Source organism: Methylocaldum marinum (assembly GCF_003584645.1).
Taxonomy (GTDB): Bacteria; Pseudomonadota; Gammaproteobacteria; order Methylococcales; family Methylococcaceae; genus Methylocaldum; species Methylocaldum marinum.
In genome coordinates this window covers 3,906,491-3,925,429 of record NZ_AP017928.1, presented here as the reverse complement: position 1 = coordinate 3,925,429, position 18,939 = coordinate 3,906,491, and the positions used below count along the sequence as shown (strand labels likewise).

The window sequence follows — 18,939 nt, the reverse complement described above, 5'->3', positions numbered from 1 at the left end:
TTGCCCTTAGTTCTCTTCGTTATTCAATGACAGACTACCATGCTAGTTTCCGATAATGTCTACTAGATATAGGGTTTGCCACGGCAAATCCGAGAGAGCCAGAATTTGCCAGTTCGGCAAAATCGTGATGGGATGGTTGAATCGGTCGCACACCAAGCCGCTCTGCTTGAACCAATTCTTCACTCAAGAAACGAGGAAGCTGATTAGGAAAGGTCTGCGGACACCCCGCCAACCCCCACGGATCGACCCAGCCCACGGGATTGTGCACGTACCCGTGCGGCCGGAGCCCGCCCCGGAGGCCGATGGGATCGGGACTCAGGTATTGCCCGGTGTCGGGATCATAGTAGCGCTGGTAGTTGTAGTACAGCCCGGTTTCCGGGTCTTCCCACTGGTTCTGAAAGCGCAGCTCGACCTCGATGTAGGGGTCGTTGGCGGCGGTCCGGTAGCCCCGCGGGAGGCGGCGGGCCAGGCGGGTGTCATCGTCCTTGACCGCCCAGCGGTCGAGCCGGCCCCAGGTGCGCAGCCGGCCGGCCCAGACGACCTCGCCGTCGTCGCTGACGAGTTCCCGCGGGGTGCCGAGCGGGTCGGTGATGACATGCAGCCAGGCGGGGCGGGCTTGCTCGCGTTGGTAAGCCAGGGCCAGGGGCACGAAAGTGCCGGGCTCGTGATGCCATTCGCGGGTTTCGGTGGGGGCGGCCGCCGCGTCAGTCGTCCCGTAGCGTCGCCATTCGACCGCGAGGTTGGGGCCGTCCCAGAGATACTGGGCTTCGACCAGGGGCCGGCGCCGGCCGGCGCGGCCTGGGGTGAGGCAGTGTTTGGCGAGGCGCCGGCCGAAGGCGTCGTAGGTGTAGCGCCAGACCTGGCCGTCCGGGGTGTGGACCTGGATCAGGCGGTCGAAGGCGTCCCAGCGGTAGTGCCAGGTGTGCGGCCGAAACCCCGGGCGGTGCTCGGTGCGGCAGGTGGTGCGGCCGCGTTCGTCGTAGCGGTACTCGGTCTGGCCGCGGCGGGCGACGCTGCCGGCCGGGGTGTAGGTTTGGTCCGCGTGCGCCTGCGGGGTGTGCTGTCCGCAGAGGTTGCCCAAGGCATCGTAGCCGAAGGTTTCCGCGGTGACGCCCGGCTGCGGGCCGGGGCCGGGCGAGAGGCCGCCGAGCGTGGGGCCGTAGCCCGGGCCGGGGTCGTACCGGGCCTCGAGCACCTGGTCGCGGGCGTCATAGCGGTAGCGGGTGCGTCCGAAGCGGGCGTCGTCGAGGCCGATCAGCCGGCCGTGCTGCCAGTGGTAGCGGCGCTGGGCCGACGGGAGGCCGTCGCCGCGGAGTGCCTGGGCGAGGAGGTGCCCGGCGGCGTCGAAGCGCTGGGTGAGGTGGAACTGCGGCCCCGGCACGAGGACCGGCTGGCCGTCGGGTCCGAAGGGCCGGCTGCTGCGCTGAAGGGTACGGCCCAGGCGGTCGCGCTGGACATGCACCTCGCCGCGGGGGCCGGTGAGGGCGTCGAGCAGTCCCAGGGCGTCGTAATCGTAGGCCACCGTGCCCAGCGGGGTGGTGCGCCCGGCGAGGCGGCCGCAGGCGTCGTAGCGCCAGGCGATGCGGTGCGGCCCTTGGGTTTCTTCCAGCAGCCTCCCGTGCGGGTCGTAGCGCAAGCAGGTCTCGCTCTCGAGGATGTCGCCCCGGTACAGCGCGGCGCGGGTGAGGCGGCCGGGTTCGTCGTAGGCGTAGTCGATGCGGCTGTCGCCGGCGTCGATGCGGGTCAGGCGGTCGCGCTCGTCCCAGGTGTAGCAATAGTCGTGGCCGTCGGGCGCGGTCTTCACCAGCAGGCGGCCGGCGGCATCGTAGCGATAGCGGGTGATACGTCCGGCGAAGTCGGTTTCCTGGACGCAGCGGCCGGCCGGGTCGTAAGTGTAGCGCCAGGTCTGGCCGAGGGCGTTGGTGACGGCGGCGAGCCGGGCCTGGGCGTCGTAGCGGTAGCGGGTGACGCCGCCCAAGGGGTCGCTATGGCTTTCCAGCAGATCGTAAGCGCCCCAGCGGTACCGTCGGGTGTGGCCGGCGGCATCGGTGACGGCGTTCGGGAGACCCTCGGCGTCGTAGCGGTAGGTCCAGGTGTCGCCGTTGGCGAGGATCACCCGGCTCGGCGCGGTATGGCCGCGGGCCTTGGGCGCCGCGCCGTCGGACTCCGGCGGGTAGGCGTAGCGGGTCAGGGCGCCTTCGGCATCGGTCGTTTCGAACACCCGGCCGAGCCGGTCCTGGGCCCAGCGGGTCTCGCCGCCGTTGGGGGCGGTCACGCCGCAGGGCCGGCCCAGGGCATCGTAGTGGAACCGGGTTTCGCTCCGGTCCGGCCGGCTGTGGCGGATGAGCCGGCCGCGGGCGTCCCGTTCCAGGCGGGTGACCAAGCCGTCCGGGGTCTGTTCGGTGCGGAGATTCCCGGCGGCATCGTAGGTCCAGTGCCAGCGCTGCCCGTCCGGCGTCTCGAGCCGGAGGCGGTTGCCGGCCTCATCATAGGTGAAGCGGGTGGTGCGGCCGCACGGGTCGGTGATGCCCCGGAGCCCGCCGTCGTCGGTGTAGGCGTAGCGGGTGACCCGGCCGAGCGGGTCGGTCTCGCTCACTTTCCGCTGGTAGGCATCCCAGGCGGTGACGGTCTCCGCGCCCAGGGGATCGATCACCCGGGTGACGAGCCCGTCGGCCGTGGCGTGGTAGGTCGTGCAGGCGCCGTCGAGCCACACCCGGGTGATCCGCGCGGGGCGGTCGTACTCGAAGCGGGCGGCATGGATGCCGTGCGGCGTGTCGACCCGGGTCACCCAGCCCGCTGCGTCATACCGGAGCTGAACCGAGGTCCGGCCGCTGTCGCCCCAGGCAATGAGCCGGTGGCGCTCGTCGTAGGCGTAGACCAGGTGGCCGCTGGCGTCGCTTTGACTCCGGATCAGCCGGCCCCGGGCGTCGTGCTGATAGCGAACCAGTTCCACCGGCGGAGCGTCGGGCTCGTGCAGCCACACCGCGCCCAGGGTGCCCTCGGGCCGCCAGGCGAAATCGAGGGTGTAGCCGTCGCTGTGTTCGAGCCGCACCGGGCGCTCCCGCCGATAGTGCAGGCGGTAATGGTTGCCGTAGCCGTCCTCGACCCGGCTCAGCCGGGCGGTGTCGCCCCGCCAGTCGAAATGATAGCGGGCGCCGGTCTCGCGATCGTGCAGTTCGGGGGCGTCGCGGGTGTCCCGCAGCGCCAGGTGAGGCGCCTTGAGATGATGGGCGTCGAGCACCGCATAAGGGGCATCGAAGGTCCAGCACACGCCTTCGTCGTCGTGATAGTCGATAAGGTCGCCGCGCCGCACCAGCGTGACGGTGAGGGAATCGCACCACTGGGGGCCGAAGAGGCTCCGGGTCGCCGCGTCCGCGCGGGTCCGGTAGCTGCGCCGGAGCTGGAACGGGAGCACGCCGGGGAGGTCGATGTCGGTGCGCCACTCGACGAATTCGCCGGTGGCGACGTTCACCGGATCGCCGCAATGAGTCTGGCACCGGCGGGGGGTGCCGGCGGCGCGGACCGAGGCGGTACGGTTGGCGCGCCGGCCGAGCCCCGCCGCGAACTTGCCGAGCGGCAGGATGCCGAGCCCGTCGACCAGGACCCGGCCCCAGACCGGGATGGCCGGGGCGGGCTCGGCGCAGGCGACGGTGGTGTGGTCCATGAACACCGAATCGACGCCTTCGTCGAGCACCGCGCCGCAGGCGAGCCGGTGGCCCACCCGCGCCATCGGCAGGTTGTTGACGAAGATGGTCTCGCTGCCTTCGATGAGCGGGGAAGGCGCGGATTCCTTGCTGCAGGCGGCGGTATCGGTCATGCGCGCGACCGGTTTGCCGGCGATCAGCACATCCGGGGAGCCGGTGGAGATCGGGCCGGTGCGGGCGCCCATTTGCGCCAGCGCCCCACCTAGGGCGCCGCCCACCAGTCCCCCGGCAAAGCCGCCGGCCGCGGCGGCACCGATCAGGGCGACCGCGGCCGCGCCGCCGGTGGCAACCACCAGCGCCCCGACCGCTACCGCCGCCAGGGCACCCACGGCCACGGTGGCGAGGAAGCCGGCGAAGCCGTGGTTATGGGCGACCTGGCAGCCGACCACGCCGGGATGGGGGCCGCCCTGCCCGATCGTCCGCAGCCCGAAGGCGGCGAGACCGTCGGCGGCGACCTCGGCGAGGCCCAGCTTGTCGGCCGCCCAGTCGCCGGCATAGGCCCCGGCCATGCCGGCGCCGTAGGCGGTCAGCCCGACCCAGCCGCCCTTGGCGGCGAGGGCCGCCCCGGCGGCGAGGGCGCCGGTGTGGGAGAGTGCGGCGATCCGCTCGCCGGTTTCGACATCCGGCGCCTGCGCCTGGACGGCGGTGATCCGTTGCTCGGCGGTAAGGGCCATCGGTCAGGCCGCGGGGTGGAAGCGGAACGACAACAGGATGCGGCGGACTTCGGCGCGCTGCGACGCGTTCATCAGCCCCTGGCTGGAAGCGGCGAAATTCAGCAGCTTCTGGCCGTCGGCCACGCACACCAGGAGCTGGTGCACCGGACCGGCGTCGTCGGTGTGCCAGACGAATTCCAAGGCGCAGGCGGGGCGCCCGTCCAGCTGAAAGGCCTCTTTAGCCTTGAGCTCGAAGGCCTTGAGCTGATGCCGGAGCTTTTCGAGCTGGTCTTCGGCGTAGGTTTCCAGGGCGGTGCCGAACGGCAGCCGGTCGCGGTTGACGGTAATGCTCAGGCCCGGTGAGCCGGGCGGCTGGGCGGTGAAGATATGGAGGCTCGCGTTATGCCACTCGGCCGGGAGGGCCAGGACGCCTTCGCCGATGTTTTCCATGACGGTCTCGCTTATCGGTTGGATTGGTTGAAGTTCTAAAATGACGGCCGGAGGGCTGCTTAAGCGTTTTTTCGCGACCGTTTCCAACGTCGTCGCGGTTGTAAGGACACGCGCTCGAGGTGAGGCAAGGGGCATCGAGAGGCGTTCCGTGTCGGTCCGGCCAATCCGTGCGGACCCGTTCACGTTCGGAGGCATCTCCAAGGCATATGTAGGGCCATGACCAGAACCGATCTTATCCATATCGAATCTCGGGAATGTCTCGTAACGCTCAGTCACCTGCCGGTTGTTTTAGGATTGAAAACAACCGAGGCTAAACAATCCGGGTTGCGCTCGGCAAAGCCGAAAGACAATTTTCCCCAAGGCAGATAGGCCGTGTAGGAAGTCTCTTCGTCTAAGGAATGGCCGCGAGGTATGTCGGTAATCTGGAGATCGCCATAATGGCTGCGGACCTCCTCCAGCGGGACGCAGGTTCCACCGAGCTCCAGGACCAAGAAGCCGGGATGGCTCCCTTGACGTTTGATTCGCAGGTCGATGTTGAGGATCACCGAACCGTCGTTCAACAAAACAGGGTCGCTCTTGAAAAATTGGAAAATTTCGTTGCCGCCGGCATTATTTGTTTCGACGAGCGTCACCGGCAGCAAGCCTTCAATCTTGGCTTTGGTGTACGGCGATTGCTCGGTTAATACGGCAACGACCTGCCAAAGAGATAACGGTGAATGTTTCATGGATTTTTCCTCGGTTTGAGCGTTTGCTCCGCCCCATGCGATCAACCAGGCGGCCAGACTCATTCGGCCTAACCGGGCACTCAGCTCACTTCGGTTTCTTGGACGGAAATGCCTTGTCATACCAGCCTCCGTAATAGTCTGCATAACTCTGTCCAGTATTTGAGGTCCTTTCCCCTCTGCCGAGTGGGAAAATAGGGTTAATGCTTGATCTTGCACCGCTCGCTTCGAAACCATAACCAAACAACTGCGACTGGAATTGGCGGCCTGTCGTGCCGGATTGACGTCGGGCTCCTTCGGCGGCCAAGCCGATTCGTTCGAGGAGATAGCCGAGTCTTTTGGCGGCTCACCTGCGCGGATTTCGTACATTCAACGGAAAATGGAAGACCGACCACCTTCAGCACGGACACACGCGGTCATCGCTCTGTGCAAAGTGAAGCGATGATCCCTCATCAATGACGCTTTTTAAAAAGGTATGCTGACTGTTGGGAAGGAAAACAGGGTCAGTTCTAACAGTCCAACATTAATCCCGGTCATTCTGCTCCAGTCTTCGCACAGCTCGGCTCACCGTCCTATATTGAACGCCGAAATGAGCGCCGATCTCCGACAGGGTGTAGGCGCCGGACAAGTAGGCCCGCGCCATTGCTTCGTTTCTGTCCGGATAGCGTTGCCGATAGTCGTCAAGGGGCAGAGCGATAGACCGCCGAGGGGCTTTGGAGACTTCCCGGAGTTCCTCGGGGCTCGGGCTTCTTGTCCTGCCGGTAGCGCTCGACGAAAGCATCATCGCCCAACAACCCTTGATGCCGGGTCTGATCCAGAGGACTGGGCAGCCCTCTGCCCGTCCTTGACAAATCGTCGGTAGGCCTCGATCGCGCTCTTGCGTTCCCGCCCAAACTGGCTGAGCATCCCATCCGCATCCAGCCAGTCCGGCGCATTCGCTTCGCCGACCATGGCCCGATAGCGGCTCCAGGGCCGATCTTCGAGTCTTTCAATCATCCGCGCTCTCAGCGGATTCAGAACAACCTATCTAGTCAGTTCCAGCAAGGTAGGTGTCCTTCTGGACCAAAATCGCCTTGTATTGCCGACGACGTCCAGCCACGGCGTCCGGTCCGCATCATCCAGATAGAGGTCCTCGCGCCTGTCGCCTCTCGAAGTCACAGGGTACCGAGTGCCCGCAAATTCCAATCGTAGGGGTCTAGCCATAGAGCGAGTATAGCGAGAATGGGGGGAGTATGTTGGAATGTTAGAACTGACCCTATAGAGCTTTCGGTGCTCCGATTGCGTGAAATGTACCGACGAAGAAAAGGTTGCAGCTAAACCAACCGTTTGCGATTGGAAGGGTGACTTCGGCGCTCCCAAAGACGCCGTTTGCAATTGGAGACGCATCGGAAGACCAACACGAACGATGCGGTTCCTTCGTCACCGCATCCTACGCGGGCTCCGGGATCAATAGCGGACACCTTAAAAGGGCTGGGTTGCAAGACCTGACCCCTTTGTGGCGGAAGCCGGAAGCCTGCTCTCTACTCTACCCTTTGTGGCCCCTCAGCTAGGTATGTACAGGGTAAAAAGACAATGTCGATGTCTTGATGTTTACATATCCGGAATATCCTGAAGGAGTGCCCTCTGTTTCAACTAAGACGATACTCCCAGAAAGCCTAACTGCTATACACCCGTCAGCCTCAACGGTTATGACTTTGCCTACGATCGAATATCCCATCTTGGTTTGTTCAATCAGTTCAATATCATTACCAGCCGGTATAATCGATTCACCCCACTTTAGTACTTCATGGATTTCCAGCTCAACCTCATAACTTGCGTTCACCTCCGGACACGGGCCAATCCAGTTGGCTATACCTCGACCAATATCTCCCTGGAATACGACCTCCAGACAATCGCGTTTGTGCACTTCAAGGACTTGGATATTCATTAGAGTTGTACCTGATGCTAATGCATGGTATTGATAGCCCAATTGTTTCTTAAACAAATCCAAATATAAAAACCTTCCATGATCTACGAAAAATTTAGCCAAATAACCGATGACCGCATCGTGGCATCGTTGATTGGAATGCCCAAGGCGAAGTTCACAGCCCTCGTCAAAGTATTCGAGTCGGCCGCTCTCGCCATCGATCGAGAGCGTGTCGAAAAGGGCGAGATAAAACACGTCAAACAGGGCGGCCCTAAAGGTTATCTTGATTCTTACGAGAAAAAGCTGTTTTTCGTTTTGTACTATCTGAAAACCTATCCCACTTTTGACGTTCTGGGCTTTCATTTCGGTTTCAGTGGCGGACATGCCCATGCCCACATCGACCGGTTGCTGCCGGTTTTGGGACGAGCGTTGACAATCCTCAACGTCATGCCGGAGCGCACGCTAACAACCCCAGAAGAATTCTCTCAACTCATTGATCAATATAAGAACATAGCGATCGATGGCGTGGAGGTCGCTTGCGTTCGACCCCAAGATGAAACTGAACAGGAAAAGCATTACAGCGGAAAAAAAAAGACATACGCTCAAATCCCTCGTAATCTCCGACTTTAATCGAAGGATATTGTTTTTGTGCCGCATTGTGGCAGGCAGCGTACATGACTACACACTCATGAAAGACGTCTTCACACCGGGTTCAGCGTGGTTCGAGAAGGTCAATTTATGGCTTGACTTAGGATTTCTGGGCGCGGACAAAGATTATCAAAGTACCCAAATATATCTACCCCACAAGAAACCCAGAAAATCCAAGAAAAACCCTAATCCGACATTGACGCCTGAGCAGAAGAAACAGAACAGAAAACAAGCCGCCACGCGGGTCATCGTTGAGCATGCCATCGGTGGCATGAAGTTCTTCCACTGCTTGGTGGTGGGTTTAAGTAGTTTATATACTACAATGTACAATTATTTCTTAGCTTAAGCATTGACTGGACCAATGGCCTATCAAACGATTCCGTGCAAATACTGTAAAAGTTCCGATGTGGTGCGCTATGGTACACAGAATGGTTACCCCCGCTTTCGTTGCAAGCACTGTGGGCGCACCTTCAAGACCGAATACATTTACCGGGCCTACGAGTCCGGTATCAAAGAACAGATTGTTGACATGGCGATGAATGGCAGTGGTATTCGAGATACCGCTCGTGTTCTCGGGATTGGGAAAAACACAGTCATGTCTACACTGAAAAAAAGTCCACCGAAGTGGTCACGGTGAATCCTTACATCGGCTCTCGGGAAATCGCCGTGGAAATCAGGCATCTCTTTGATTCGCCGATGGATGCTCAGGCGGACGAACAGTGGAGCTATGTGGCTCGCAAGAAGAACCCACGTTGGCTCTGGTACGCCATCGACGCCGCCACCGGATGCATTTTGTCCTTTGTGTTTGGGCGGCGCAAAGAGGACGTTTGCGAACAATTGATCGCCAATCTGCGCGTTTTCAATATTCGAACCTATTACACCGATGATTGGCCAAGCTATGCTGCGTTCATTCCGGCAAACAAGCACGTCATTGGTAAGAAATATACGCAAAAGATCGAAAACAAAAACCTTTTGTTACGCACTCGCATCAAGCGCTTAACTCGCAAAACGATCTGCTTTTCAAAATCTGAGTTGCTTCACGATGGGGTGATCGGCCTCTTCATTAATCGCCACTGCTTTCAACTAAATTGACCCGCCACCGTCTATTATAGATCGTCGATATAACGTTCTCGCCAGAATAATAGATTAAACACAAAACCACTGTGCCCTAGAGACATATCCTCATCAACTAAGAAAATTCCTAAATCTGTTTTCAGATCTTCCATAGATAGAAGTATAACGTTTTGATTACATAGCGTATCGATCAGGCCATGTTCGATTTTGTTTTTAGGAGTCTTTTCAGTCAAGACTATATTATCGTGGCCGTGCCGCTGGCAAAATCCGTAACGTCCAACAAGAGATAACTCTAATCCCCACTCCTGAGAGCCTGCTTTTAGACTAAAGGAATAACATTGGTGATAGTTAAAGTCTGAGTTATCTGTAAGAGAAAAAGTGGCCTTTAATTTGGCGATAAGATCCGAATAATATCCTGCTTTGTGTCTTTCAAGAATGAAGGAAAAGTTCGGAAATGAAAGATTATGATAACTCTTTGTGATATCTGACAGAATCTGCTGTCTTAGGTCTATGTTCATTATCAAAGCTCCGGGCCAGATGGGTGGCCATGGATCATCCCATTGCTGTCCACATGGACAGTAACCTTGCTTTGAGTCCCGCCAAAGTAACCTGTACCGACTGGACGATTAAAATCATATTCAAATTGTCCTGGAACAATTTTGCCTGCCGAGTTCCGTACTGGGTTTCCTAACGCTAACGCCTCTCGTGTTAGAGCTTCTGCTGTTGCCCTGTCAGAAAACGCAGATGTAGGTTTCCCTTGCTTAATGCGGTTGGTGTAATTTGGGGTGCCTAATATATGGCTAGCCTGCTTTTGTGGATTGAGCCGTGCGTATTTGGCTGCGTCCGCGCGCGATATAAACCGGCCGTCGGCGCCTTGAAATTGATTTGTCTTTCGATCAAACCTAGTGGGACACCCCGCCAACCCCCACGGATCGACCCAGCCCACGGGATTGTGCACGTACCCGTGCGGCCGGAGGCCGCCCCGGAGTCCGATCGGATCGGGACTCAGGTATTGCCCGGTGTCGGGATCATAGTAGCGCTGGTAGTTGTAGTACAGCCCGCTTTCCGGGTCTTCCCACTGGTTCTGGAAGCGCAGATCGACCTCGAGGTAGGGATCGTTGGCGGCGGTCCGGTAGCCCCGCGGCAGGCGGCGGGCCAAGCGGGTGTCGCTTTCCTTGACCGCCCAGCGGTCGAGCCGGCCCCAGGTGCGCAGCCGGCCGGCCCAGACGACCTCGCCGTCGTCGCTGACGAGCTCCCGCGGGGTGCCGAGCGGGTCGGTGATGACGTGCAGCCAGGCGGGGCGGGCTTGCTCGCGTTGGTAAGCCAGGGCCAGGGGCACGAAAGTGCCGGGCTCGTGATGCCATTCGCGGGTTTCGGTCGGGGCGGCCGCCGCGTCAGTCGTCCCGTAGCGTCGCCATTCGACCGCGAGGTTGGGGCCGTCCCAGAGATACTGGGCTTCGACGAGGGGCCGGCGCCGGCCGGCGCGGCCGGGGGTGAGGCAGTGTTTGGCGAGGCGCCGGCCGAAGGCGTCGTAGGTGTAGCGCCAGACCTGGCCGTCCGGGGTGTGGACCTGGATCAGGCGGTCGAAGGCGTCCCAGCGGTAGTGCCAGGTGTGCGGCCGAAACCCCGGGCGGTGCTCGGTGCGGCAGGTGGTGCGGCCGCGTTCGTCGTAGCGGTACTCGGTCTGGCCGCGGCGGGCGACGCTGCCGGCCGGGGTGTAGGTCTGGTCCGCGTGCGCCTGCGGAGTGTGCTGTCCGCAGAGGTTGCCCAAGGCATCGTAGCCGAAGGTTTCCGCGGTGACGCCCGGCTGCGGGCCGGGGCCGGGCGAGAGGCCGCCGAGCGTGGGGCCGTAGCCCGGGCCGGGGTCGTACCGGGCCTCGAGCACCTGGTCGCGGGCGTCATAGCGGTAGCGGGTGCGTCCGAAGCGGGCGTCGTCGAGGCCGATCAGCCGGCCGTGCTGCCAGTGGTAGCGGCGCTGGGCCGGCGGCAGGCCGTCGCCGCGGAGCGCCTGGGCGAGGAGGTGCCCGGCGGCGTCGAAGCGCTGGGTGAGGTGGAACTGCGGCCCCGGCACGAGGACCGGCTGGCCGTCGGGTCCGAAGGGCCGGCTGCTGCGCTGAAGGGTACGGCCCAGGCGGTCGCGCTGGACATGTACCTCGCCGCGGGGGCCGGTGAGGGCGTCGAGCAGGCCCAGGGCGTCGTAATCGTAGGCCACCGTGCCCAGCGGGGTGGTGCGCCCGGCGAGGCGGCCGCAGGCGTCGTAGCGCCAGGCGATGCGGTGCGGCCCTTGGGTTTCTTCCAGCAAGCGCCCGTGCGGATCGTAGCGCAAGCAGGTCTCGCTCTCGAGGGTGTCGCCCCGGTACAGCGCGGCGCGGGTGAGGCGGCCCGATTCGTCGTAGGCGTAGTCGATGCGGCTGTCGCCGGCGTCGATGCGGGTCAGGCGGTCGCGCTCGTCCCAGGTGTAGCAATAGTCGTGGCCGTCGGGCGCGGTCTTCACCAGCAGGCGGCCGGCGGCATCGTAGCGATAGCGGGTGATACGCCCGGCGAAGTCGGTTTCCTGGACGCAGCGGCCGGCCGGGTCGTAAGTGTAGCGCCAGGTCTGGCCGAGGGCGTTGGTGACGGCGGCGAGCCGGGCCTGGGCGTCGTAGCGGTAGCGGGTGACGCCGCCCAAGGGGTCGCTATGGCTTTCCAGCAGATCGTAAGCGCCCCAGCGGTACCGTCGGGTATGGCCGGCGGCATCGGTAACGGCGTCCGGGAGACCCTCGGCGTCGTAGCGGTAGGTCCAGGTGTCGCCGTTGGCGAGGATTACCCGGCTCGGCGCGGTATGGCCGCGGGCCTTGGGCGCCGCGCCGTCGGACTCCGGCGGGTAGGCGTAGCGGGTCAGGGCGCCTTCGGCATCGGTCGTTTCGAACACCCGGCCGAGCCGGTCCTGGGCCCAGCGGGTCTCGCCGCCGTTGGGGGCGGTCACGCCGCAGGGCCGGCCCAGGGCATCGTAGTGGAACCGGGTTTCGCTCCGGTCCGGCCGGATGTGGCGGACGAGCCGGCCGCGGGCGTCCCGTTCCAGGCGGGTGATCAAGCCGTCCGGGGTCTGTTCGGTGCAGGGATTCCCGGCGGCATCGTAGGTCCAGTGCCAGCGCTGCCCGTCCGGCGTCTCGAGCCGGAGGCAATTGCCGGCGTCGTCATAGGTGAAGCGGGTGGTGCGGCCGCACGGGTCGGTGATGCTCCGGAGCCCGCCGTCGTCGGTGTAGGCGTAGCGGGTGACCCGGCCGAGCGGGTCGGTCTCGCTCACTTTCCGCTGGTAGGCATCCCAGGCGGTGACGGTCTCCGCGCCCAGGGGATCGATCACCCGGGTGACGAGCCCGTCGGCCGTGGCGTGGTAGGTCGTGCAGGCGCCGTCGAGCCACACCCGGGTGATCCGCGCGGGGCGGTCGTACTCGAAGCGGGCGGCATGGATGCCGTGCGGCGTGTCGACCCGGGTCACCCAGCCCGCTGCGTCATACCGGAGCTGAACCGAGGTCCGGCCGCTGTCGCCCCAGGCAATGAGCCGGTGGCGCTCGTCGTAGGCGTAGACCAGGTGGCCGCTGGCGTCGCTTTGGCTCCGGATCAGCCGGCCCTGGGCGTCGTGCTGATAGCGGACCAGTTCTACCGGCGGACCGTCGGGCTCGTGCAGCCACACCGCGCCCAAAGTGCCCTCGGGCCGCCAGGCGAAATCGAGGGTGTAGCCGTCGCTATGTTCGAGCCGCACCAGGCGTTCCCGTCGATAGTGCAGGCGGTAGTTGGGTTTGTTGAACTTCTGACATGGCGGCCGGAGGGCTGGCAACTGCAGTTTCGTGTATCGTTTCGAAACTCATCGCCCCATCACATGCCACCTTTCTTAGGTTCGAAGACGATCGAGGCTAAACAATCCGGGTTGCGTTCGGCAAAACCGAAAGACAATTCTCCCCAAGGCAGATAGGCCGTGTAGGAAGTCTTTTCATCTAACGAGTGGCCGTGAGGGGTATCGGTAATCTGGAGGTCACCATAATGGCCGCGAACTTCCTCCAGTGGGACGCAGGTTCCACCAAGCTCCAGGACCAAGAAGCCGGGATCAAACCCGTGGCGTTTGAGGCGCAGGTCGATGTTGAGGATCACCGAACCGTCGTTCAACAAAACAGGGTCGCTCTTGAAAAATTGGAAAATTTCGTTGCCGCCGCCATTATTTGTTTCGACAAGCGTCACCGGCAGCAAGCCTTCAATCTTGGCTTTGGTGTACGGCGATTGCTCGGTTAATACGGCAACGACCTGCCAAAGAGATAACGGTGAATGTTTCATGGATTTTTCCTTGGTTTGAGCGTTTGCTCCGCCCCATGCAATCAACCAGGCGGCCAGACTCATCCGGCCTAACCGGACACTCAGCTCACTTCGGTTTCTTGGACGGAAATGCCTTGTCATACCAGCCTCCGTAATAGTCTGCATAACTCTGTCCAGTATTTGAGGTCCTTTTCCCTTTGCCGAGTGGGAAAATAGGGTTAATGCTTGATCTTGCACCGCTCGCTTCGAAACCATAACCAAACAATTGCGACTGGAATTGGCGGCGTGTCGTGCCCGATTGACGCCGGGCTCCTTCGGCGGCCAAGCCGATTCGTTCGAGGAGATAGCCGAGTCTTTTGGCGGCTCACCTGCGCGGATTTCGCACATTCAACGCAAAATGGAGGGCCGACCACCTTCAGCACGGAGACACGCGGTCATCGCTCTGTGCAAAGTCAAGCGATGATCCCTCATCAATGACTCTTTTTAAAAAGGTATGCTGACTGTTGGGAAGGAGGTCACCGGATGGGGCCTTCCGTTCATGCGCTCAAAAAGCGGCAAACGCCCCGGCCTCATCTCTTTCGTACGAAGGTTTAAAACAGGTAGGACTTGATACTTAGCGATTTTTTGGCCCGCGCTGTCAGCTTAGAACGAAACTCCAGCTAGGGTTCTGCTATCGGTCAGTCCGTTACCTCCGATTTTGCCGCCATGATATCTTCGGCAAAATGATAAAACCCCTGTGCCTCATGCAAGTGAAGAATCCATTCGATCGGCAAGCTGGTTTCGCCGTAATAGGCGCCCGCCAATTGCCCATATACGGCACCGACTGAGTCAGCATCGTCAGCAAGATTCACAGCCTCGAGCAATCCCGAGCGGAAGTCGTCGTTGCGATAAAATGCCCATAACGCGGCTTCCAGCGTATGGACCACGTATCCAGACGAAGCGATTTGCTCTCGGGGCTTGTTTTTATACGAACCCCGCGCGATTTGTTCGATCGAGGGGGTCAGAGGATGATCAGACCAATATCCCGGTACGGGTGAATAAAGTCCGGTCAACAGCTTTTCTTTGCTCTCTCCATTAATCGCGCCGAACAGCAGCGCAGCGAAGTAGCGGCAGGCGTCGATCGCCTCGATTGCTTGATGGGTAGTCCTCGAACTCTCGCCGGCAAAGTAGATAGCAGTCTCGAAGTCGTCGCTAAAGAACAAGACTACGGGCGCTAGGCGCGATAATGAGCCGTTACCCGCACTAAACGGATCAGTGCTGCCGGCATAAGGCTCACCGTCGGTCAAAAAACGTTCCAGCGCTTTTCTTGTGCTCACGCCGATGTCGACGCAAACGCCTTCCGGCGTGTAAGCGCCATATTGATACCAATAACAATAGCATTCCATTTGGTGTCTGGCGTTGAAACCTCGGCACTGGATGAGGCTATAGGCCAAACAGCAGGCCATGCTGGTGTCGTCCGTCCAATCTCCCCGTTTCAGATTGAACGGGCCACCTCCGACTAAGTTGTCTACGTGTCGAGCATCTCGTGGCTGAAATTCGAGCGGCATGCCCATCGAGTCGCCCAGGGCCAGGCCGAGTAAAGCCCCACGAAACCGGTCAACGCTCTCCGATGACTTGGCCCCAGCCTCGCGAAGGTACGCCAACAATTCGGATCGCGACGATTCTTTATGATGGTTTCGATGTATTACATACTCCCTTAACCACGGCGTCTTGAGCTTGACGCCTTCAGAAAACCTATCTGAGAGAGGATGAAATCCCATATCTCTTGGAAATTTGGCGCGACGCTCCATTTCAGCGCAATCGCGTTCCAGAAAGGCTTTTTGGTCAGGTGAAAGTATTTTCATATGGGATCAATCTCCTCAATTTGGATAAATCTCATCCCCTTTACGGGGTGGTCGAAAACCTTTCCCAAAACGTTAAACGATGTGCCTGGTCGAAATAAAACTTCGGATTCCCAGGGCACTTCCGACACGTCCTGTATTACAACCCCAGTCTTTGAATAAACTGATATTACGGTGTTTCCTTCAAAAACTCCGGCGCTTTTCGTCGTGCTCGACATGAACCCGTTGTCAACATGGATCCCATTATCCGGAAACAGTTCCGCTATTTCCTCATCTGTTAGTGTAACATCCCGTCTAGTAATGCCTTGGAATCCGTAACCGCTATCAGCCATTTTTTTCATTCCAGTTGCCGCTTCATCCGCGAGTACCCGCCATTCTCCGGGATTACCGCTTCGTAAGGCCGGATTGATCTGTTTGTAAAGCCCGGACGTATAGGCTCGTATCGCCAGATATTCATGATCAGTGAGCAGTGCGTCGAGTTTAGAATCCCCACGCTTCGCAGCGAGCGCTCTAGCGACATTGTTTGGATTCCATTTTTCATTGAGCAGGTCAACCAATGGGCGGGAGGGGCGTATCTCTTCTGGTGCGACGTGAGAAGACTTTCGTACCACCTTCGGCCCGGCCAGCAACGCTGCCATGCCTGCTGTGCCCTGCAAGAGGTCCCGATAGCCGGGGCCGAGGCGGTCGCCGAGCCGGCCCAGTCCTTCGAAGGCCGCCATGACGCCGGCGGTTGCCCCGGCAAAGATGCCGAACGCTACTGCACCCGCCGCGGCCGCCAGTACCCCGCCGCCGATCAGCGCCGCCGCACCCAGCGCTTCCAGTCCGCTGTGCAGCCACGCCTCGAGGTCGAAAACGGCCGCGACGTCGGCATCCGGTCCGCCGATGAAGACGTTCGGGCTGCCGCTCTTGATATGGGCGCCGCAGCTCAGCTTGTTCGTCACCCGCGCCGCGGGCCGGCCGTTGATCCGCACCCGCCGGCTGCCCTGGGCAATGGTCACCGGCGCCGGCCAGGGCGGGTGATTGAACGGGAGGCCGTTGCACGACGCCGCGGCATCGTCCCCCGCCCGCATCGCCCAGCGCCCGTTGATGGCGACGTTGGGACTGCCCCGCGCCAGGGTGCCCGAGGTCGGTTCCGGCAGGTTGAAGATCGTGGCGAGGGCTTTGACCAGTTGCGCCCCCGACAAGCCGCCGGCGGCGATCGCGCCGCCCAGGATCACCGCCGCCACGCCGCCGGTCGCGGCGACCGCACCGATGACCGCTGCACCCACCAGGGCGCCGACCACGGCCCCGGCCACCATCGACGCCACCCCGAAGCCGTGGGCAATCTCGTCGCCGAAGCGGGCGGCCGCTTGCGCATCCATGGCCGTCTCCCGCTCAGGACAGGTCGGCGGACAGGCTTTGCGCCTCGCTGTCGTGCGCCGGGTCGGGCACCAGCTTGAGACTGCCCATCACCTGCCGCCAGCCGCTTTCATGGTGCGGCGCATCCTCCGGTGTGGTGGTCAAGGTGAAGATCAATACCGCCGGTTTCCGTTCGATGAGCACTTGCCGCAGCAGCAGGGTACGGCCGTTGGAGCGCCACTGATAATCCAGCCAGCAGGCGAGATGGCCTTGGCAGACGTAGTCGCGCCGCAAGAGCAAGCGATAGCCGGGCAACGTCTTTTCGCACTGGGCGAGTTGTTTATCGAGGTAATCGGCGAAGGCGTCCTCGCCCTGGCTGGGGTTGCGGCTGACGGTTGAAAAACGCGAATTTAAGTTGCCGGTAAAAAATCAGACCAAGGGATTCGTTTATAATTTTCGAACCACGCGACCGCCAAACCAGCGATCCATGGCAAAGTAGTCCAGCCTAACAATCGCACAGTCCCTCGTTCTGCGTAGAATACGTTTATGACATCCATGGTTGGCTGAATAAAGTAACCCTCACTCGGCTGATCGCTTAAGGTGTCCGTCACGTCAAACGTAATTGTTGGGTACCGTAGGTTGATTTTATCTCGTATTTCTTTGAGTTGGATTAATTGGTCTAGCGCAACAGATTCAGAAATTCCGAAATCATGGAAAAGAAATGGTATTGCCAATGGCGAAAAATCCACAGATTGGGTTTGTGTAAAGTACTCAATGTCTCTATCTGATCGCCTAAGCCAATAGTGGTTAATATGGTTATCGTTAGAAAATATACCTGCTTCATATAAAGGGGAGCTCCTGTCTCCGATGATGAAGCGCTCGCTACTTATGCCGAGAGCATTCAAGACGTTTTGTGTCTGTACCGCCGAGAGCTTTCTAAACTTGCTTGACAGGTGATCAAGAATAATCGCCATCTATTCGTCCCTAGGTAACCAAATCTCTTGGCTGCCGCCAGATTGAACGGCAGTTGGACGTGCTCGCGTGTGTGACGGCTGGCAAGCCTGTCCTGGACCCGGTCGAAGAGACGCGACACCTCCGTGGGGCCGTCCCCCACAAGAAGGAGCAACGCCGCCAGCCGGCCCCGCCCATTGTGCAATCGGGTACGTAGTGGCTTCAGCCAAAGGGTGAATCGATAATACGCTCGACACCCGGAATTCATGACGCTTTCCGGCTAAGGACGGCCTGAATAAACCCCTCAGGCGGAAGGTAGTCGTGAGCCACGACGTAGTGCCATAACAAATTAGGGCAAGCATAAGCTGAGTCGTCTGCGCCAAAAACCCGAATCTCAGCCGACCCGACTCTCAGGCGTTCAGAATTGTGAATGATGACTAGCGGTGAATGAGACAAATGGCTGCACATTTCACAGACGTGAAAACCACGTGTTTGTGCGACGGCGACTTTCGAAAGTTGCCACAGCTTATCAATGACCGAATCAGAAAGTTGTCCACGCGCGAAGGCGTGCGCTTTATCAAGCCATCCAACATTTCGAAGGCCCGGTCTAGCTTCCCGTGGGTTGTATGAATACTCAGAAAGGTCTGCGAAATACATTCTTCAGCACGGGGACAGGTAGGCATCGCTCGAGGCAAAGTCAAGCAATGCCTCCTTATTACGGTACCGAGTTGCTGTCTGGCCTTCTGAGTTTTTCACCACCCTATCAGGGAAGTTGAGATGATAGAGCAATCCATTGTCTAATTTCGGGATATGCATCGAGAAACCCTAGCGAATCGAGACTCTTAACTATATTTATCCGATTTTTAATTTTGCGCAGAGCGTTAATTGTTTCAAGGGTAATCTCTCCGCTTTAAAGCTTATCAGGCCAGTTATCCGAGACATTTTCGCCCATTCTAAAGAAAAATCTGTGTTTTCCATAAACCAAGACGCAATTGTATTTATATCAAGAAGACTATCTTCCTTGCTCAACCCGAATCGCTTTATAAAATGTACTCGTACGCGCATCTCTGAACATAACAACGAGTTGCGTTCATCCTTGTAAGCAGATCGAGCTATATACTCATATACTTTGATAGCAAGATGAGCCCATTGTAGGACTCCAGTCTCTAATGCACGTCGCGCCAATATTTCAGCCAAACCTAGCCAATTGAAATTCTTTGGGGCATACGACCTGCTATCCAATATAGCGTCAAGCCAATCATTGAGTTCACTGGGAGCAAGCTCTACAACATGATTCATATTGCCTTCATTACAGAGACAGGCGGCGATCGGTCGGTGAAAAGTCAAGTAGTGCCCCCTTACCAG

The 18,939-nt window shown here is 59.9% G+C and carries 17 protein-coding genes and 1 pseudogene; 3 read left to right on the top strand and 15 right to left on the bottom strand.

The window, feature by feature from the left end; genetic code table 11:
- Positions 1 to 34 precede the first annotated feature (34 nt).
- The 6 genes from sS8_RS17380 to sS8_RS27735 form a co-directional block, all read right to left on the bottom strand.
- Entirely contained in the window at positions 35 to 4,378 is a 4,344-nt protein-coding gene (locus tag sS8_RS17380) for an RHS repeat-associated core domain-containing protein (RefSeq protein WP_119630818.1), read from the bottom strand.
- Between the two features lie 3 nt (positions 4,379 to 4,381).
- Complete coding sequence (locus tag sS8_RS28240; protein ID WP_170161140.1) at positions 4,382 to 4,807, bottom strand: DcrB-related protein; 426 nt, start codon at positions 4,805 to 4,807, stop codon at positions 4,382 to 4,384.
- Positions 4,808 to 5,079: 272 nt separating this feature from the next.
- Positions 5,080 to 5,595: a hypothetical protein gene (locus tag sS8_RS17370; RefSeq protein WP_197716562.1), complete on the bottom strand. Its 516-nt coding sequence runs from the start codon at positions 5,593 to 5,595 to the stop codon at positions 5,080 to 5,082.
- A 457-nt stretch (positions 5,596 to 6,052) separates the two neighbouring features.
- On the bottom strand, positions 6,053 to 6,313 hold the full coding sequence (locus sS8_RS28745) for a helix-turn-helix domain-containing protein (RefSeq protein ID WP_197716561.1): 261 nt from the start codon (positions 6,311 to 6,313) through the stop codon (positions 6,053 to 6,055).
- Positions 6,310 to 6,525: a hypothetical protein gene (locus sS8_RS28740; RefSeq protein WP_197716560.1), complete on the bottom strand. Its 216-nt coding sequence runs from the start codon at positions 6,523 to 6,525 to the stop codon at positions 6,310 to 6,312. Before sS8_RS28740 ends, sS8_RS28745 begins: the two co-directional genes overlap by 4 nt.
- A 550-nt stretch (positions 6,526 to 7,075) precedes the next feature.
- Entirely contained in the window at positions 7,076 to 7,456 is a 381-nt protein-coding gene (locus tag sS8_RS27735) for a hypothetical protein (RefSeq protein ID WP_145986582.1), read from the bottom strand.
- 78 nt (positions 7,457 to 7,534) lie between these two features.
- Between sS8_RS27735 and sS8_RS17360 the strand changes: the two genes are divergently transcribed.
- The 3 genes from sS8_RS17360 (at position 7,535) to sS8_RS17350 (ending at position 9,175) form a co-directional block, all read left to right on the top strand.
- Positions 7,535 to 8,065 carry a helix-turn-helix domain-containing protein gene (locus sS8_RS17360; RefSeq protein ID WP_119630813.1) on the top strand — a complete coding sequence of 177 codons (531 nt, stop codon included), beginning with the start codon at positions 7,535 to 7,537 and terminating at the stop codon, positions 8,063 to 8,065.
- Positions 7,956 to 8,429: a transposase family protein gene (locus sS8_RS17355; RefSeq protein WP_119630811.1), complete on the top strand. Its 474-nt coding sequence runs from the start codon at positions 7,956 to 7,958 to the stop codon at positions 8,427 to 8,429. The genes sS8_RS17360 and sS8_RS17355 overlap by 110 nt, the downstream gene beginning before the upstream one ends.
- Positions 8,430 to 8,444: 15 nt before the next feature.
- Positions 8,445 to 9,175, top strand: a protein-coding gene (locus tag sS8_RS17350) for an IS1 family transposase (RefSeq protein WP_119630809.1) whose coding sequence is annotated in 2 segments (ribosomal slippage) — positions 8,445 to 8,709 and positions 8,709 to 9,175 — 732 coding nt in all. Because the reading frame shifts where the segments join, the coding sequence is not laid out codon by codon here.
- A gap of 14 nt (positions 9,176 to 9,189) precedes the next feature.
- On the opposite strand, the gene sS8_RS17345 is transcribed toward sS8_RS17350, so the two are convergent.
- From sS8_RS17345 to sS8_RS27730, 9 genes and pseudogenes are all read right to left on the bottom strand, one after another.
- Positions 9,190 to 9,675 (bottom strand): hypothetical protein, encoded by a 486-nt coding sequence (locus sS8_RS17345; protein ID WP_119630807.1) that lies wholly within the window; start codon positions 9,673 to 9,675, stop codon positions 9,190 to 9,192.
- Between the two features lie 2 nt (positions 9,676 to 9,677).
- A complete protein-coding gene (locus sS8_RS17340; protein WP_119630805.1) occupies positions 9,678 to 12,974 on the bottom strand; it encodes an RHS repeat-associated core domain-containing protein in 3,297 nt (1,098 codons plus the stop codon).
- 38 nt (positions 12,975 to 13,012) lie between these two features.
- On the bottom strand, positions 13,013 to 13,528 hold the full coding sequence (locus sS8_RS17335; RefSeq protein WP_197716559.1) for a hypothetical protein: 516 nt from the start codon (positions 13,526 to 13,528) through the stop codon (positions 13,013 to 13,015).
- Between the two features lie 593 nt (positions 13,529 to 14,121).
- A complete protein-coding gene (locus sS8_RS17330; RefSeq protein WP_119630803.1) occupies positions 14,122 to 15,288 on the bottom strand; it encodes an ADP-ribosylglycohydrolase family protein in 1,167 nt (388 codons plus the stop codon).
- Positions 15,285 to 16,646 (bottom strand): PAAR domain-containing protein, encoded by a 1,362-nt coding sequence (locus sS8_RS29605; protein ID WP_119630801.1) that lies wholly within the window; start codon positions 16,644 to 16,646, stop codon positions 15,285 to 15,287. The genes sS8_RS17330 and sS8_RS29605 overlap by 4 nt, the downstream gene beginning before the upstream one ends.
- A 13-nt stretch (positions 16,647 to 16,659) precedes the next feature.
- Positions 16,660 to 17,007, bottom strand: a pseudogene (locus tag sS8_RS17320) (DcrB-related protein); the annotation flags it as partial.
- Positions 17,008 to 17,033: 26 nt separating this feature from the next.
- Positions 17,034 to 17,597 carry a hypothetical protein gene (locus sS8_RS17315; protein WP_119630797.1) on the bottom strand — a complete coding sequence of 188 codons (564 nt, stop codon included), beginning with the start codon at positions 17,595 to 17,597 and terminating at the stop codon, positions 17,034 to 17,036.
- A gap of 241 nt (positions 17,598 to 17,838) precedes the next feature.
- On the bottom strand, positions 17,839 to 18,231 hold the full coding sequence (locus sS8_RS30175) for a DUF7919 family protein (RefSeq protein WP_456299275.1): 393 nt from the start codon (positions 18,229 to 18,231) through the stop codon (positions 17,839 to 17,841).
- Between the two features lie 195 nt (positions 18,232 to 18,426).
- Positions 18,427 to 18,873, bottom strand: a complete 447-nt coding sequence (locus sS8_RS27730; protein WP_145986581.1) for a hypothetical protein — start codon at positions 18,871 to 18,873, stop codon at positions 18,427 to 18,429.
- Positions 18,874 to 18,939: the final 66 nt, after the last annotated feature.

Bases quoted from the DNA above. Each gene is read 5' to 3' on its own strand.
- sS8_RS17330 (WP_119630803.1), bottom strand. From the start codon at position 15,288: ATGAAAATACTTTCACCTGACCAAAAAGCCTTTCTGGAACGCGATTGC.
- sS8_RS17355 (WP_119630811.1), top strand. From the start codon at position 7,956: ATGGCGTGGAGGTCGCTTGCGTTCGACCCCAAGATGAAACTGAACAGG.
- sS8_RS28240 (WP_170161140.1), bottom strand. From the start codon at position 4,807: ATGGAAAACATCGGCGAAGGCGTCCTGGCCCTCCCGGCCGAGTGGCAT.
- sS8_RS17345 (WP_119630807.1), bottom strand. From the start codon at position 9,675: ATGAACATAGACCTAAGACAGCAGATTCTGTCAGATATCACAAAGAGT.
- sS8_RS27735 (WP_145986582.1), bottom strand. From the start codon at position 7,456: ATGAATATCCAAGTCCTTGAAGTGCACAAACGCGATTGTCTGGAGGTC.
- sS8_RS17370 (WP_197716562.1), bottom strand. From the start codon at position 5,595: ATGAGTCTGGCCGCCTGGTTGATCGCATGGGGCGGAGCAAACGCTCAA.
- sS8_RS17380 (WP_119630818.1), bottom strand. From the start codon at position 4,378: ATGGCCCTTACCGCCGAGCAACGGATCACCGCCGTCCAGGCGCAGGCG.
- sS8_RS28740 (WP_197716560.1), bottom strand. From the start codon at position 6,525: ATGATTGAAAGACTCGAAGATCGGCCCTGGAGCCGCTATCGGGCCATG.
- sS8_RS17360 (WP_119630813.1), top strand. From the start codon at position 7,535: ATGATCTACGAAAAATTTAGCCAAATAACCGATGACCGCATCGTGGCA.
- sS8_RS30175 (WP_456299275.1), bottom strand. From the start codon at position 18,231: ATGTATTTCGCAGACCTTTCTGAGTATTCATACAACCCACGGGAAGCT.
- sS8_RS17315 (WP_119630797.1), bottom strand. From the start codon at position 17,597: ATGGCGATTATTCTTGATCACCTGTCAAGCAAGTTTAGAAAGCTCTCG.
- sS8_RS29605 (WP_119630801.1), bottom strand. From the start codon at position 16,646: ATGGATGCGCAAGCGGCCGCCCGCTTCGGCGACGAGATTGCCCACGGC.
- sS8_RS28745 (WP_197716561.1), bottom strand. From the start codon at position 6,313: ATGATGCTTTCGTCGAGCGCTACCGGCAGGACAAGAAGCCCGAGCCCC.
- sS8_RS27730 (WP_145986581.1), bottom strand. From the start codon at position 18,873: ATGAATCATGTTGTAGAGCTTGCTCCCAGTGAACTCAATGATTGGCTT.
- sS8_RS17335 (WP_197716559.1), bottom strand. From the start codon at position 13,528: ATGAGTCTGGCCGCCTGGTTGATTGCATGGGGCGGAGCAAACGCTCAA.